Genomic DNA, 14872 nt, shown 5'->3' on the forward strand with positions numbered 1-14872 from the left:
GTAGTCAGTCGTATACGTTAAGCTAGGTTCATAACTTGTTATTTAAGGAAGCTATAAATGTCTGATCCGGTCATGAAGAAGTCACAATTTAAGGTCTGGTTTTTAATTCCACTGATTGTCTTTGCAGGTCTGATTGTCATGTTCTTTGCTCGGTTGGGTAAACCGACAGAGGTGGTCATTGATAATGCGCTCAACCGTCCGGTTCCGACTTTTGACTTGCCGCTTTTGTCTGACCCTTCAAAAAATGTGAGCAATGCAGATTTACCTAAGACGCCATTTTTAATTAACGTCTGGGGCTCTTGGTGCCCAACCTGTATCGTTGAGCACCCTTATTTAATGCAGCTGCATGAGCAGGGCGTCCCTATTGTGGGTGTTAACTATAAAGATGAGCTTGAAAATGCCAATGGTTATCTGGCGGATGGTGGCGATCCTTTCTTATTTAGCTTCCGTGATTATTCAGGCAGCTTTGCCATTGATCTAGGTCTGACAGGAGCGCCTGAGACCTTTGTGGTGGATTCGGAGAATAACATTCGCCAACACATTATCGGTGAGGTGGCTGAGGAGAACTGGAAGGCGCGTATTGAACCTTGTGTCTCTTTGCTCAATAAGCTTGGTGAACAACAAGCGGATTTATCTGCCGCAGATACCGCCAAAAATATCGCAGAGGTGTGTAAATGAATGCATCAAGCCTAACATTACAGTCATTTGGCCGAGCCCTAAAATATAGCCTAAGTATCTTATTTCTGGCCTTTAGCCTTATGGGAATTCATACTTCGGCGCAGGCTGCCATTGAGGTGTATGAGTTTAACAGCCCCAGCCAAGAGGCGCAGTATAAAGCCTTGATTGAAGAGTTTCGTTGCCCAAAGTGCCAAAACCAAAATTTAGCCGGCTCTGACTCACAAATTGCACAAGACCTAAAGCGTAAAACTTATGAGATGGTCATCGCCGGACAAAGTGATGCGCAAATTCGCGAATACATGTATGAGCGTTACGGCGACTTTATCAGCTATAAACCGCCTGTACGTCCTTCTACTTGGATCTTATGGTATTTTCCACCACTGATTTTAATTTTATTGGTAGCGGGCTGGTTGTGGCGCACCAAACAAGGCCAGAGAAATAAGGCGTTGGCCACAGCACAGGCTGCTCAAAGTGATACAAAAGCGGCGAGCCGCCTAACCGATGCTGACAAAATTGAGTCAGAATTATCCAGTGAAGAAGCAGCCAAGCTAAATGCGTTACTACGCAAACACGGCTCAACATCTGATGCAAATAGCCCAACAAAACGCTCCGATAGCGATTTAAAATAGCCTAAGCTTTTATAACGCAGCAGTGAATGTAGGCTTCACAGCCTATCTTATGCGCTTTATACCTCAACTTGTAAGGAGTTAAATCATGCCAACGTTAGTGATTTTTGTCGCGCTGGCAATAATATTGACACTTGTCTTGGCGGTTATTGTCTTAATGCCTTGGCTTAGAGTAGATAAATCTGCTCAAAATAATCAACTGATCGTGCTAAATATTGAGGTATTTAAAGAGCGTCTAGAGGAGCTAAAAGCCGACTATAATTTAGGCGGCATGAGTGAGGCTGAGTTTAAAACTCAAAAAACTGAGCTTGAGCGTCAACTGCTTTTGGCCAGTGATGATAAAAACAGCCTTATTTTGGACGATAACCTAGATACCGATTTGGCACATAATGGGCATAGCAGCAGCGCCATTGCCAAGGCCCAGCGTGAGCAAAGATTCACCCGCAGTGCCAAAGCACGCTTAACTATCTTGATCTGTGTGCCCATTTTGATGATCATGGCATACTTTTTGTCTGGTAATCGAACCGCTGTGACGAATCTGTGGCAAGCGCAAGATAAGGTGGGGCAGGTAGCAGATGACTTATTGACCGGCAAAATTGATGCCCCGCCTGAGTGGGCCACCGAAGATAGTATTGGTCTGATGGGCGCCATCCAGACCAACGTGCATCATCATGCCTATGACCCTATGCGCTGGATGCGATTGGCCGATATTTTAATGGCATTTGAAGCCAATGACCAAGCGTTAGAAGCCCAGTCACGTGCTTATCGCTTAAGTCCAGAAGATGAAGAAGTCGCCGTTGCCTACGCTCAGACCAAGTTCTTCACCAGTGGCGGTATGCTAGATAGCAGCAGCCGTGAAGCATTACAAAATGTACTAAGAAAAAATCCAGAGCATCAAGGCGCCCAAATGCTTATGGCAATGGGTGAGGCCCGCTCAGGTAACTATGAGCAGGCACAAGCATGGGTTGAGCGTTTAAGACAAGGCATTGCTGCCAGAGATGGCGATCACAGTGAGGCTTTAAATAGCTTAAATGAGTTAAGCCGTAATATTGCTCAGCAGCAACAGGCAGCGTTACAAGCACAAACCTCAGGAGCCAAGAGCACTACAGATAGCGCTGCTTCTGCCCAGTCTGTGGCAGTTACCGTGACGTTAAACAAAAGCTTGGACAGTATGGTTGAGCCCAGCGATATACTGTTTGTGACCGTTCAAGAGGCCACAGGCGGTGCCCCATTGGCAGTGAAGCGCGTGCCGGCTACTCAGTTAAGCAGTGCAGTGAGTGGCTTTAATATCGAGCTTAATGACAATGATGCGATGATGCCTACCCATACCTTGTCAAAAGCTATGGCTGAAGGCAAGTCTTTGGTAGTAAAAGCCCGTATTAGTAAATCAGGGCAAGCGATGACAGCGTCCGGTGATTTAGAAGCCACTGACTTACCCTTAGAGTATCAGGGGGTAGCGGGTGATTTAAAAGTGGCACTTGAGATTAATAAACAGGTGCCTTAATGGGCATGGGTTTTGAGATCAGTTGCAACAAAGCTTTTCTCAAAACCGTAGGGCACAGCACAAACAGGGCATAACAAAAATAGGGTAAAATAAAATAACAAAGTGAGCCGTTACCCTAGCCATAAGCGTGGCTATGCTGTTGTCATAAAAGTGACTTAATTTTGACTAATAAGTTTTCGTTATATCGGTATTTATTATCAAAATAGCTTGAGCTTTTTTTCAGCACAATGTAAGGTATTTGTGTTTTATATGACAGGATTAAAGCGTCCCTAGTGGCTACTAGCGAATGAGAAGTTGTCACCACCTTATGATAAATAGTATATTTAGGGCTTGTGGTTATCGATGCTCAATTAATTTAGGCGCTTTATTTTTTGGATGATATTTGCTCATCTACACAACTTAAGAGGATTACGACTATGATGCGTATTATTTTGCTAGGGCCTCCAGGGGCAGGTAAAGGCACCCAAGCACAATTCATATCTAAACAATATGATATTCCACAGATTTCTACCGGTGATATGCTACGTGCTGCCATCAAAGAGGGCACTGAGCTTGGCAAAAAAGCAGAAGGTATTATGAAATCTGGTGGCTTAGTATCAGACGACTTAATCATTAATTTGGTGAAAGAACGTATCGCTAAGCCTGACTGCGCTAATGGTTGTATCTTCGATGGCTTTCCACGCACTATTCCACAGGCTGAAGCGTTGATTGAAGCGGGTGTGGACATCGATCATGTGGTAGAAATCAGCGTACCTGATGATGAGATCGTCTCTCGTTTATCAGGCCGTCGTCAGCACCCAGGCTCAGGCCGTGTGTATCACCTAAAATACAATCCGCCTAAGCAAGAAGGCTTAGATGATGAGACAGGTGAGCCACTTATCCAGCGTGATGACGATAAAGAAGAAACCATCCGTGATCGCTTAGCTACTTATCATGAGCAAACCTCTACTTTGGTTGGTTTTTACCAAAACAAAGCCAAAGAAGATGCCAATGCCCCTAAATATCATCAATTCGATGGAACCAAAGATATTGAAGTGGTTAAAGAAAATATTCTTAGTGCTCTAAAAGGCTAGTCTTCAACGTTATTTTAAGCATTAACGTAAAAAAACCTCAGTTCACTTTGAACTGAGGTTTTTTTGTATCACAATAAGCTGATTAAGCGTTGCCTTCACCATCAGTAACCTGCTGCTGGCTTTGAGCATAAGCTTGATCAAAGTTAACAGGCGCTAGTAGCAATTGAGGGAAGCTACCACGAGTCACGATATCACTGATGACTTCACGGGCGTAAGGGAATAGGATATTAGGGCAGTAAGCACCTAAAATTTGACCCACTTGATCTTCTGGGATGTCTTTGATTAAGAAGATACCCGCTTGATGCACTTCAGCGATAAAGGCAGCAGCACCTGCGTTTTGTGCATTAACGGTTACTGTTAAAATCACTTGATAATGATCTTCATCAAGTGGCTCAGCTGTGGTGGCCAAATTAATATCAAGCTCTGGTTGCCACTCTTTGGTAAATACTTCGGCACCGGCCACTTCAAGTGACATGTCTTTTACGTAAATACGTTCAAGGGCTAGTTGAGGTTGGGCTTGTTGTTCTGCCATGAAAATTATCCTTAGTTATGGGTTGTAAATTGTAAGCGGGGTTATCCGTTGAAAGTTAAATATCTGGCGTAAAATGATAAAAGGCGTGGGTGATTAGCCGTTTACCATTTCATCTAGTTTACCGCTTTGGTTAAGCTGATTTAACTGATCAAAACCACCCACGAACGTGTCGCCAATGAAGATTTGAGGGACAGTTCTGTAGTTATTGGTTTTTTTCATAAGCTCCATACGCTCATCCGAGCTGATATCATGCATACCAATTTCTTTGAATTCAATACCTTTTGATTTCAAAAGTTGTTTGGCATTAGAGCAGTAAGGGCAAATGGGGGTGGTATATACAGTAACAGGAGCAGTCATGTCATAATCCTTTTTGTTATTTATTAAAATAGGCCAATCATTAAATCAGCAAAATAGGGTAAGGTGATACAATCCTTGATTTTACTAAACTGAGCCTGGTTTATAATGGGTTATTTAACTGTTTTTTGTATTCAATGTATTACTTAAGATACCAATCTGACACAAGGGTGGTCTATAGGTGTCAATAGGCAGAGCGACTTCTTATGCTAGTCAATTAACGCGCTTTGGCTTTGCCATTTACAGTTTTAGTGGTTTTTACGGTGCCACCCACTAAAGGCATGCCGGCTGCCTGCCAACCGCCGATACCGCCATCTAGGCGAAATACATTAGGTTTGCCAATCATTTGTACGGCAGCTCCTGCTTGAAGCCCCATATCACAGACGATGACCACAGGGGCTTCAATGGCACGAATCTCTTCTAGACGGTCTTTAAGCTGAGTAAAAGGAATGTTGCGGCTGCCTTGAATGTAACCGGTTTCAAATTTCTTCTTGGCACGAACATCAATGATTTGTGCATTTTGTGAGTTCACTAAGGTGCCCAAAGTATTGGGAGACACCTTTTTACCACTGCGTTGGTTTTCTACAGTGAAGAACAAAAAGATAAGCACGGCCAATGTGCCGAATAAAAACGGGTGGTGGGCCATGAACTCAAGCCAGCGATCTAAAGACAAAACACTTCTCCAATAAAATTTTTATGGCAATTATTATAACGTGATAAGGCTATAAATGCATTAACGACTGTAGACTATTGCTACTAGGGCACTCATACTTAATAAGTGGGGGTATCGGCCTCAGCTTGCAAGGTCACCAAGCTCTCTACCCGGCGCTGTAGCACCCTACCTTCAGCGACCGCCTCCCAAAGTGCGCAGCCTTTACTGTTATGGGTATGCTTGCAATCTCTAAACTGACAATCTGCCGCTAAGGCAGAGAGCTCAATGAAGCCTGCAATAATATCATCAGGGGTCAAATGCCAGATACCATATTCACGAATACCAGGCGTATCGACAATGCCGCCTTGGGTCAAGTCGTCACGATTAAAGGGCAAAAGGCGACTGGTCGTGGTGGTGTGCTGGCCAAGCTTAGAGTTGGTGGATATGACGTTCACGCTTTGCTCAGAGTCTGGCAATAACGCATTGACCAAGGTACTTTTACCGACCCCAGATTGACCGGCGAAGATAACCAACTTATCTTTAATTTTTTGCTGCAAGTCCGACAAGCCCAGCTGAGCTTTAGGCTGATCCTCACTTTGGGCACCATGTAAGATATTTTCAGGACAAGGCGCGGCGGTGAGTACCGTCTCATAACCTAGGTTTTGGTACTCATCTAGCAAGGCTTGGGTAAACGCATAATCTTCAATGGATAATAAGTCAGCTTTATTGAGCACCAATAGCGGCTTAACATCGGCATGATGACAGACCACCAAGTAGCGGTCAATCAAATTAGGCGCAGCTGCTGGCAAGGGAGCAAAGACGATGGCTAAGATATCTACGTTGGCGGCCACAGGCTTAAGCTTATGATAGCGATCGGGGCGTGATATTAGTGAGGTTCTAGGCTGCACCGACTCAATGCGACCAAAGCCGGTATTGGGATCGGCCACCCAGCGTACTTTATCGCCTGTGGCTATCATAGGTAGATTGGTACGCACATGACAGCGCCAGATATCACCCAGCTCAATGGCCTGCCAAAATGGTTCAGGCTCTCCTTCGACCACTTCAGGTCGCTCAGGTATGAGGGTAGGCAATGAGGTCACTTGCACCTCTAATTGCTTACCATAATGGGCCATTACTACGCCATCCATCAAGCTGCCATCTATCGATTCTTGTTGCTGAGCTTGCTGTTTATCAATGCGTCTTAGTTGTTGTTTGGTCAGCTTACGTTGTCGTATTAAAGCCATAAATTCAAATTACCTGTGGTTTGTTCTAAAAGAAGTTTTTTGTAATATCTGGATGGTCAATGAGGGTGAATGCAGTCTGGCTCAAGGGCTATTAGCATATCGCTTAATGACCGGCTATACAATAAAGTGACAGTTTACGCCTTCTAGGCGCACAATAGTTACGGCCAAAGCGTCGAAATTTGTTACCATAGAGGGCTGACGAGCTGGCAGCTTAAATCGATAGCGCCAAACCGGATATCAAGCGGCAGTGATGCCGCATAGCGTGATGTCTCTTGTCGTGTGTCCTTGATGGTGCACCCTAGGCAATGTGCCCTGTATTGTACCCTGATTTGACGCGTTGTTTTGCCCCATTGTTTTGACCCTATGCGGCTAGTGTCTAAAATAACTAGTGGCTAAACAGATGGCCAAATGGGTGGCCAAAATAAGAGGCGCAGCGGGCTCGTGATGTTTTACAGGCTATCTATAATAGTTTATTACCGTGATTTACGCTTTAAATTAGCAGCGTTTATGTTTTTTGTATATTGGCAGGTTTAGGAAAAATTATGAGTGACCACCCCAACAAAATTAGAATTAAGAATCAAGGCAAAAAAGGGCTTATCTGGATCGATTTAGAAATGACCGGCCTAGACACAATGAATGATGACATCATTGAAATTGCGACCATAGTCACCGATGAGGATTTAAACATATTGGCAGAAGGTCCAGTATTTGCCATTAAAGTCTCAGACCAAAAGCTAAACGCGATGGATGACTGGAATACCAAGCAGCATGGGCAGTCAGGCTTAATTGATAGGGTGCGCCGTAGCAGCGTAACTTTAGAGCAAGCCGAGCAAGAAACCATTGCCTTTTTGAATAAATGGGTCGATGAGGGTAAATCCCCAATGTGTGGCAACTCAATCTGCCAAGACCGCCGTTTTTTAGCGCGTCAGATGCCGCAGCTAGAGCGCTTTTTTCATTACCGAAACCTAGATGTGTCCTCTATCAAAGAGCTGTGCTATCGCTGGCGACCTGATATCTTAAAGGGTGTTGAAAAAACGGGCAGCCACTTAGCGATGGATGATATTCGTGATTCTATTCGTGAGTTGAAGCACTATCGTCAGCATTTTTTCAAACTGTTGGATTAAGCACTTAAATAAAGGGCAGCGGCTTAACGGGTTGGCCACTCAAACGTAACCAGCTCAAAGCTTGAGCTAATCTGAGTGTCCAAAGCCAAGCCAATCACCGCTTGTACTTGTTCACAGCGGGTATCTGGGTCTAGGATACGCCAATCCCCGAGCACATAGCGTTTTTTAAACTCAAGGGTTTGAGAGCGGGCTTTGGCGTTTAACGCCAGGTGAGTTTGATGGCAGGCTGGGCGGTGGGTGTGACCATGAATGAGGCCATCGACTTTTTTAAGAGCACAGGTGACCGCCTGCTCATTTACATCCATAATTTGTAACGATTTGGCTGATTTATCGAGCGCACTTTGACTGCGTATCTTTTGTGCTAAGGCTTGGCGCTTATGTAGCGGCTGCTTAAGTAATAGCCACTGTACCAATGGATTACGCATCACCTTACGAAAGCGCTGATAGCGCTTATCATCTGTACACAAGGCATCGCCATGCTCTAGCCGATACGTCATCTTGCCAAGCTTTAATAGATAGGGCTCATCAATCAGCTGTCCACCGAAGCTGTCACAAAAATCTTGACCGATTAAAAAGTCGCGATTGCCATGCATGACAAAGCTTTGGCAGCCTTTATTTTTAAGCTCAGTAAGCTTGGTTATGAGGGGAGTTAGCCAATGGCGTTTTTGCTCTGTAGCAGACAATGACAAATACGCATCGTCGCCAATCCAAGCATCAAACCAGTCGCCTAAAATATATAGCTGATGTACATTGGGCAGCACCAACACATCATCAAGTAAAGCCAAAAAAGCCTGCACTAAGGCAGGCTCATCAGCGGATAAATGCAAATCACTGATAACCACCCGATTGATATCATAGGGTCGGGTGGTTATCAGGTGATGATAGCTGCTAATAGCAAAATCTTGATTAGACATAAATCAGCTAAAACTTACTTATTCGCTGACCACAACCGCAGAGTTGATAATCACAGGCTCTTTTGGTACATCAGCGTGCATGCCATAACGGCCAGTAGGTACGCCTTCAATTTTCTTAACCACGTCCATACCGCTGGTTACTTTACCAAATACGGTATAGCCCCAACCTTGCATGTTTTTGCCAGAATGGTTTAAGAAAGCATTGTTTTTTACGTTAATAAAGAACTGGCTGGTGGCTGAGTGTGGATCTTGAGTACGCGCCATAGCAATGGTGCCTTCCTCGTTCTTCAAACCATTGTCTGCTTCGTTTTCGATAGGCGCGTTGGTGCTTTTTTCATTCATGTCAGCATCCATACCGCCGCCTTGAATCATGAAATCTGGAATAACGCGGTGAAAAATCGTGCCGTCATAATGGCCTGATTTTACATAAGACACAAAGTTTTCAACAGTTTTAGGTGCTTTTTCAGCGTTAAGTTCGATTACGATCTCACCCATAGAGGTGTTTAGTTGTACTACTGGCATATCGCTCATTTGTGTATCCTTAGAATTTGTAGTGATGTTGGTACTGGGGGTTTGAGTAGCAGTGGTATTGGTACAGCCCATCAAAAAAAGAGGCAAAATTAAGCTACCAAAACCTAACGTTTTAAGTGTGCTCACAGGGTGTCCTTATCGGATGAAATGGGCTGGTTATTGGTTAAACTACCCGTTATGTCCTAAATATAAGTGATGAGGCAACCGGCAAAATACCAAAAAGGTAGGGTTTATCACCTGTGATTAGCGAGTGAGTTCTCGCCAGCTAGGCAACAAAATGGTCAGTTATCCCCTTGTTTAAGAGCACAATGGGCTCTATATAGAGCAGATGCTCTTAAATTTAAAGGGGTAGTCTAACCTCTTTTTTTTGGGTTGTCATGTGTCTAGCTGTTACAGGGTTTGGTAAACCTGATAGAATGGGGCAAAATTATGAATGATACCCCCAAGTTTTATAATAGGAGAAGTAATTCGATGAGCACTGAAAATAATAAAGCGAATGCCTCAGCTGAGCACAAAGAGGATCAAAAAAACGATTTTATTCGTCATATTATTCGTGAAGATTTGGCCCAAGATAAATACAATCAAATCGTGACCCGATTTCCACCTGAGCCAAATGGCTACTTGCATTTGGGTCATGTCAAATCTATCTGTCTAAACTTTGGAATTGCCAAAGAGTTTGGCGGTATTTGTAATCTGCGCTTTGACGATACCAACCCCACTGCCGAGAAGCAGGATTATATTGATAACATCAAAAACGACGTACAGTGGTTGGGCTTTGAGTGGGCCGATCAGCCTTATTATGCGTCAGGCTACTTCGATCAGCTACATGAATGGGCCATTAAACTGATCAAGCAAGGCGATGCCTATGTTGACTTGCAAACACCGGAGCAAATTAAAGAAAACCGTGGTTCATTTAATGAGCCAGGTAAGCCGTCGCCACAGCGTGATACCAGCGTAGAAGAAAACTTGCAGCGCTTTGATGATATGAAAAATGGTAAATATGCCGAGGGTGAGGCAGTACTGCGTGCCAAGATTGATATGGCAAGCCCCAATATGAATATGCGTGACCCTGTTATTTATCGTGTTATGCATCAAGCACATCACCAAACCGGTGATAAATGGTGCATCTATCCGATGTATGATTATGCGCATCCCTTATCGGACGCCATTGAAGGGATTACACACTCCTTATGTACGCTAGAGTTTGAAGATCATCGTCCGTTTTATGACTGGGCTGTAGAGAAGATTGGCTTTGATGTACCACCACATCAGTATGAGTTTAGCCGTCTAAACGTCGATCACACCATGACCAGTAAGCGTAAGCTTAAGCAGTTGGTTGATGAGCACATTGTCAGCGGCTGGGATGATCCACGTATGCCGACCATTGCTGGCATGCGTCGCCGTGGCTATACGCCAGAAGGCTTACGTGATTTTTGTGACCGTGTTGGTGTGACCAAAGCCGATAGCGTGGTAGATTTCCGTTTGCTTGAATTTAGTATTCGTCAATCGCTTGAGAACACCACCGCGCGTGGTATGGCGGTATTAAAACCTCTAAAAGTGACCATCACTAACTTTGATGAGGCGTTAAGTGAGTGGGAAAGCCTAAAAGATGACGGCGTTAATGCGCGCTGGGATGAGGCGAGCAAGACCTTATGGATCAATCAGCCCAAGCACCCAAATATTGATATGGGCGAGCGTGAGATTCCTTTTACTGAAACCATCTATATCGATCAAGGTGATTATGAGCTTGAGCCGCCAAAAGGTTATAAGCGACTGTCTCCTGAGAAGCCAGAGATTCGTCTGCGCAATACCTATGTATTGGCCGTGACGGAGCATGTGCTAGATGATGCAGGCAATGTGGTAGAGCTAAAAGCCACTATCGATAAGACGACGCTGGGTAAAAACCCAGAAGACCGCAAAGTAAAAGGTGTGATTCACTGGGTATCAGCCACGCAAGGCGTACCCGCAACCGTGCGTTTGTATGAGCATCTGTTTGCAGCAGAGAACCCAAGTGCGGTAGAGGACGTACATCAAGCACTTAATGATCAGTCTTTAGTTGAGCTAGAGGCAGTCGTTGAGCCCGCTTTGGCCAATGCTGAGCCGGGCACTCGCTTCCAGTTTGAGCGTGAAGGCTATTTTGTGTCGGATGAGGTAGAGCACAGCAGTGATAAGCCTGTGTTCAACCGCACTGTGACGTTACGCGATAGCTTTAAGCCAGAATAAAATAAATAGCCTGGTAATCTTTGATAGACTAAAAGGCGCTAACGACATCTCGTTAGCGCTTTTTTTGGGGTGGTAGCAGTAACATAAACGCCAGCATTTTACCCTAAACTATCAGTACCATACTGTTTGCGCTTGTTGCTGAAGAATCTGTCCAATCTGTCCATAGCATCTTCTAAATCTAATAAGTTAGGTAAGAACACCACACGGAAGTGATCGGGCGCATCCCAGTTAAAGCCCGTGCCTTGTACCATCAGCACTTTTTCTTCGATTAATAAGTCCATCATAAACTGCATGTCATCTTCAATAGGGTAGATGCTGCGGTCAATTTTTGGGAAGCAATAAAAGGCGCCTTGCGGCATGGTGCATGATATACCTGGGATGGCATTTAGACGCTCTACCGCCAATTGGCGCTGCTTGTATAAGCGGCCTGTTTCGGCCGTTAAGTCCTGCATGCTTTGATAGCCGCCTACTGCAGTTTGGATGGCATGCTGAGCTGGCACGTTAGCACACAAGCGCATCGAGGCGAGCATGTCTAGGCCTTCAATGAAGTCGCTGGCATGTTCTTTATTACCAGAGAGCATAAGCCACCCCGCTCTAAAGCCGGCAATCCTATGTGACTTTGACAGACCATTGTAGGTCAAAATCAGGACATCTTGCGCTAAGGTACACATGGGGGTGTGCACTGCATTATCATATAAAATGCGGTCGTAGATTTCATCTGCCATCAGGACTAAATTGTACTCACGTGCCAGATCGATAATTTGTAGCAGCACATCGTTAGAGTAGAGCGCGCCGGTGGGGTTATTGGGGTTAATCACCACTATGCCACGGGTCTTATCGGTAATTTTTGCACGGATATCTTCAATATCAGGCTGCCAGTTATTCTCCTCATTACAGCGATAATGTACCGCGGTGCCGCCAGCAAGATTGGCTGCGGCTGTCCATAGTGGATAATCTGGCATAGGGATAAGCACCTCATCACCATCATTCATCAAAGCTTGCATGGTCATTACGATAAGCTCTGATACGCCATTGCCTAGGTACACATCACGCACATCAACCGCTGATAACAGCCCCTTTGATTGGTAATATTGTAAGACGGCCTTTCGGGCTGAGAAAATACCTTGTGAGTCTGAATAACCGGTCGCATTGTGCAAATTTAGCGCCACATCTTGCAAGATTTCATGCGGGGCATCTAAGTTAAATGGCGCGGGGTTGCCGACATTAAGCTTTAAGATGCGCTGACCTTGAGCTTCCATTTGCATTGCTGTTTTAAGGAGCGGGCCTCGGATGTCGTAGCAAACGTTTTGTAATTTATCAGATTTTTTTAAGGGCTTACGGGTAGGGGCGGTGTTTTTCATGATGCTGTTACTCGTACTTAGGTGAGAAGAAGGGGTCTGGATAACGCTTGGAGTAGCATTGGTGCTTGAGTTAATAGAGGGTGGGTTACTGGCAAGGCTTGAGCGTTGAGTACTATTATCTGGCTCAGCGTTGTCTGCTGGCTCACCACGCAATAAATAGCCCTCAGAGCAGCCTAAGATATGAGCCAAAGCGGGCAGCTTGGAGGAGACAATCCCATTTATGCCACGTTCCCAATTAGATATGGCGCCACGACTGACTTTAGAACCGGACGCTGTCATTGCCGCAGCCAATTGCTCAGCCGTAAGACCCTTGGCCTTACGCAGCTTACTGAGCCTTGCGCCTTGTGCCTTAAATTCAGATTGCTCACTCATAACGGCTACTCTTTGTTGTTTGGTTTATATGCTTTTAGCCACCGTCTAACCTAGGTGTGCTAAACAATTTAATGTAGTAATTCTCTAATGCAAGATATTATTGCATTAAATGGTTTTTTTCAATGGGCTATAATGCAAGTAAATCTTGCATTGTGAGAGGTGCGTTTGAAATCACAGAGGCGTCTAATAACAGGTTGTTTGTAAAAAGTATTTAAAATTAATGGCTTAACTATGATTAATGAGCCAGGCGCGTCTGCTAAAGGTATCCTATTGTCACGCCTATCTTTGATGATAAGAAGTTTTATGATTATGTAATCAAGCTCTATATTTGGTAAGATTAGGCAAAGGGGTGATTGAAGTTATCAAGGATGCCCGCATAATTGACAGTAGCGCACTCAAATAACTGATGATAAAAATACCAAAAGGACATGTTATGCAAGACTCACAATTGACCCCAGAAGAAATCGCCCAATTAACCGAAGCAGACTGGCGGGCTCGCTTAAGCGATGAGGAGTATCGTGTGCTGCGTCAAAAAGGCACAGAGCGCCCTTTTACCGGCATCCATAATGACATGAGCGAGCAGGGCGTGTATCGCTGTAAAGGCTGCGGTGCCAAATTATTTGATTCAAGCAATAAGTTTGATGCCGGCTGTGGTTGGCCAAGCTTCGATGCCACCTTAGATGAGTCGGCCGTAGATGAGCACTTAGATACATCGCATGGCATGCGCCGCGTTGAGGTCACTTGTCGTAATTGTGGCGGTCATTTGGGACATGTGTTTCCTGATGGCCCAAGAGAAACCACAGGGCTGCGCTACTGCATTAATTCAGTGGCCATTGACTTGGAGCCAAAACCCTAAGTTCAAGGGTAGCGATTGCGGCTAAAATCTAGTAACTGAGGCTCTACATTTAAGGACTGAGCTTCTATTAATGATTGAGTAATGATTGAGCGTCAAGTCTTGGGCCGCCATTAATTTAAACAATGGGTAACACTGACAGGTGTTATCCATTTTGTTTTTTGTCTATAGTGGTAAACTATGGCGTAATATCGAAAAAACCTATTGACTCTAAGTTTTAGTGAGAATAATCATGCGAATACGTAAGCTGTTTAAATTTGAAAACGCCCATATTGTGCGTAACTGCAGCTCGGATAGATGCAAGCGCTCTATTCATGGACACAGCTATCAAATTGAGCTGATTTTGCAAGCAGACAGACTAGATAATGGTCAAATGGTATATGACTTTGGCCTTTTAAAATCCTCTATCAAAGACATTATTGATAGCTTTGATCATGCCATTTGTTTTTGGAACAAAGATGATCCTGAATACATTGCAATGTGTAAAAAATTCAGCGCCCGCTGGATCAGCTTGCCGGTATCACCTTCAGCGGAGCAGTTTTCTCGGGTCATTTTCTTTTGGGCCCAAAGTATTTTAGAGCAGACTAAAATGGCCAATGGCGAGGCAGATGTCAGCGTGTATTCGGTGATTGCTCATGAGACGGCAACTGGCTACGCTCAGTGCTTTGCTGAAGATGTGAGCAACGAGCACATGGGTAAATTGGCGCTAGAGGATTTTGAATTTAGCGATCAAATCAAGCAAGAGTGGAGTGATCCGGCGATGTATGACAAGCTAAAAGCAGGTGAAGCTTTTATAAATCCTGAAGTGGCACTGCAAGTAAAATAATAATC

15 protein-coding genes are annotated in these 14872 nt (G+C 44.6%); 8 read left to right on the forward strand and 7 right to left on the reverse strand.

Annotated elements, in window-relative coordinates:
* The first annotated feature begins 57 nt into the window (after nucleotides 1-57).
* The 4 genes from MN210_RS04550 (at nucleotide 58) to adk (ending at nucleotide 3881) form a co-directional block, all read left to right on the forward strand.
* Nucleotides 58-678, forward strand: coding sequence for a DsbE family thiol:disulfide interchange protein (locus tag MN210_RS04550; RefSeq protein WP_241879344.1), 621 nt, complete (start codon nucleotides 58-60; stop codon nucleotides 676-678).
* Nucleotides 679-758: 80 nt separating this feature from the next.
* On the forward strand, nucleotides 759-1307 hold the full coding sequence (locus MN210_RS04555) for a cytochrome c-type biogenesis protein (RefSeq protein ID WP_241879694.1): 549 nt from the start codon (nucleotides 759-761) through the stop codon (nucleotides 1305-1307).
* 85 nt (nucleotides 1308-1392) lie between these two features.
* Nucleotides 1393-2808, forward strand: a complete 1416-nt coding sequence (gene ccmI / locus MN210_RS04560) for a c-type cytochrome biogenesis protein CcmI (RefSeq protein WP_338412634.1) — start codon at nucleotides 1393-1395, stop codon at nucleotides 2806-2808.
* Between the two features lie 419 nt (nucleotides 2809-3227).
* Nucleotides 3228-3881, forward strand: a complete 654-nt coding sequence (adk, locus tag MN210_RS04565; protein WP_197708931.1) for an adenylate kinase — start codon at nucleotides 3228-3230, stop codon at nucleotides 3879-3881.
* An 82-nt stretch (nucleotides 3882-3963) separates the two neighbouring features.
* Here the strand turns inward: adk and secB are convergent, their stop codons facing one another.
* The 4 genes from secB to rsgA form a co-directional block, all read right to left on the reverse strand.
* Nucleotides 3964-4413, reverse strand: a complete 450-nt coding sequence (gene secB, locus MN210_RS04570) for a protein-export chaperone SecB (protein ID WP_110816336.1) — start codon at nucleotides 4411-4413, stop codon at nucleotides 3964-3966.
* A 93-nt stretch (nucleotides 4414-4506) separates the two neighbouring features.
* Entirely contained in the window at nucleotides 4507-4770 is a 264-nt protein-coding gene (gene grxC, locus MN210_RS04575; protein WP_011960081.1) for a glutaredoxin 3, read from the reverse strand.
* 214 nt (nucleotides 4771-4984) lie between these two features.
* Nucleotides 4985-5413, reverse strand: a complete 429-nt coding sequence (locus tag MN210_RS04580; protein ID WP_338412822.1) for a rhodanese-like domain-containing protein — start codon at nucleotides 5411-5413, stop codon at nucleotides 4985-4987.
* Nucleotides 5414-5538: 125 nt separating this feature from the next.
* Nucleotides 5539-6663 carry a ribosome small subunit-dependent GTPase A gene (gene rsgA, locus MN210_RS04585; protein WP_110816337.1) on the reverse strand — a complete coding sequence of 375 codons (1125 nt, stop codon included), beginning with the start codon at nucleotides 6661-6663 and terminating at the stop codon, nucleotides 5539-5541.
* 542 nt (nucleotides 6664-7205) lie between these two features.
* Here rsgA and orn point away from each other — a divergent pair.
* On the forward strand, nucleotides 7206-7787 hold the full coding sequence (gene orn, locus MN210_RS04590) for an oligoribonuclease (protein WP_011960084.1): 582 nt from the start codon (nucleotides 7206-7208) through the stop codon (nucleotides 7785-7787).
* A 23-nt stretch (nucleotides 7788-7810) separates the two neighbouring features.
* On the opposite strand, the gene MN210_RS04595 is transcribed toward orn, so the two are convergent.
* Nucleotides 7811-8701, reverse strand: coding sequence for a UDP-2,3-diacylglucosamine diphosphatase (locus MN210_RS04595; RefSeq protein ID WP_011960085.1), 891 nt, complete (start codon nucleotides 8699-8701; stop codon nucleotides 7811-7813).
* Nucleotides 8702-8719: 18 nt separating this feature from the next.
* Nucleotides 8720-9232, reverse strand: a complete 513-nt coding sequence (locus MN210_RS04600; protein WP_041773541.1) for a peptidylprolyl isomerase — start codon at nucleotides 9230-9232, stop codon at nucleotides 8720-8722.
* A gap of 471 nt (nucleotides 9233-9703) precedes the next feature.
* On the opposite strand from MN210_RS04600, the gene MN210_RS04605 reads away from it, so the two are divergent.
* Nucleotides 9704-11455, forward strand: a complete 1752-nt coding sequence (locus MN210_RS04605) for a glutamine--tRNA ligase/YqeY domain fusion protein (RefSeq protein ID WP_338412635.1) — start codon at nucleotides 9704-9706, stop codon at nucleotides 11453-11455.
* 98 nt (nucleotides 11456-11553) lie between these two features.
* Here the strand turns inward: MN210_RS04605 and MN210_RS04610 are convergent, their stop codons facing one another.
* Nucleotides 11554-13188, reverse strand: coding sequence for an aminotransferase class I/II-fold pyridoxal phosphate-dependent enzyme (locus tag MN210_RS04610; RefSeq protein ID WP_338412636.1), 1635 nt, complete (start codon nucleotides 13186-13188; stop codon nucleotides 11554-11556).
* 433 nt (nucleotides 13189-13621) lie between these two features.
* Between MN210_RS04610 and msrB the strand changes: the two genes are divergently transcribed.
* Together msrB and MN210_RS04620 are read left to right on the forward strand one after the other, a co-directional pair.
* The gene (gene msrB, locus MN210_RS04615; RefSeq protein ID WP_241879350.1) at nucleotides 13622-14044 is read left to right on the forward strand and encodes a peptide-methionine (R)-S-oxide reductase MsrB; all 423 of its coding nucleotides are present in this window, start codon (nucleotides 13622-13624) and stop codon (nucleotides 14042-14044) included.
* Nucleotides 14045-14273: 229 nt separating this feature from the next.
* Entirely contained in the window at nucleotides 14274-14867 is a 594-nt protein-coding gene (locus MN210_RS04620) for a 6-pyruvoyl trahydropterin synthase family protein (RefSeq protein WP_011960090.1), read from the forward strand.
* Nucleotides 14868-14872 lie beyond the last annotated feature (5 nt).

This window comes from Psychrobacter raelei (genome assembly GCF_022631235.3).
Taxonomy (GTDB): domain Bacteria; phylum Pseudomonadota; class Gammaproteobacteria; order Pseudomonadales; family Moraxellaceae; genus Psychrobacter; species Psychrobacter raelei.

Coding starts and splice junctions, on each gene's coding strand:
- MN210_RS04550 (WP_241879344.1), top strand. CDS start 58: ATGTCTGATCCGGTCATGAAGAAGTCACAATTTAAGGTCTGGTTTTTA.
- MN210_RS04555 (WP_241879694.1), top strand. CDS start 759: ATGGGAATTCATACTTCGGCGCAGGCTGCCATTGAGGTGTATGAGTTT.
- ccmI (WP_338412634.1), top strand. CDS start 1,393: ATGCCAACGTTAGTGATTTTTGTCGCGCTGGCAATAATATTGACACTT.
- adk (WP_197708931.1), top strand. CDS start 3,228: ATGCGTATTATTTTGCTAGGGCCTCCAGGGGCAGGTAAAGGCACCCAA.
- secB (WP_110816336.1), bottom strand. CDS start 4,413: ATGGCAGAACAACAAGCCCAACCTCAACTAGCCCTTGAACGTATTTAC.
- grxC (WP_011960081.1), bottom strand. CDS start 4,770: ATGACTGCTCCTGTTACTGTATATACCACCCCCATTTGCCCTTACTGC.
- MN210_RS04580 (WP_338412822.1), bottom strand. CDS start 5,413: ATGGCCCACCACCCGTTTTTATTCGGCACATTGGCCGTGCTTATCTTT.
- rsgA (WP_110816337.1), bottom strand. CDS start 6,663: ATGGCTTTAATACGACAACGTAAGCTGACCAAACAACAACTAAGACGC.
- orn (WP_011960084.1), top strand. CDS start 7,206: ATGAGTGACCACCCCAACAAAATTAGAATTAAGAATCAAGGCAAAAAA.
- MN210_RS04595 (WP_011960085.1), bottom strand. CDS start 8,701: ATGTCTAATCAAGATTTTGCTATTAGCAGCTATCATCACCTGATAACC.
- MN210_RS04600 (WP_041773541.1), bottom strand. CDS start 9,232: ATGAGCGATATGCCAGTAGTACAACTAAACACCTCTATGGGTGAGATC.
- MN210_RS04605 (WP_338412635.1), top strand. CDS start 9,704: ATGAGCACTGAAAATAATAAAGCGAATGCCTCAGCTGAGCACAAAGAG.
- MN210_RS04610 (WP_338412636.1), bottom strand. CDS start 13,188: ATGAGTGAGCAATCTGAATTTAAGGCACAAGGCGCAAGGCTCAGTAAG.
- msrB (WP_241879350.1), top strand. CDS start 13,622: ATGCAAGACTCACAATTGACCCCAGAAGAAATCGCCCAATTAACCGAA.
- MN210_RS04620 (WP_011960090.1), top strand. CDS start 14,274: ATGCGAATACGTAAGCTGTTTAAATTTGAAAACGCCCATATTGTGCGT.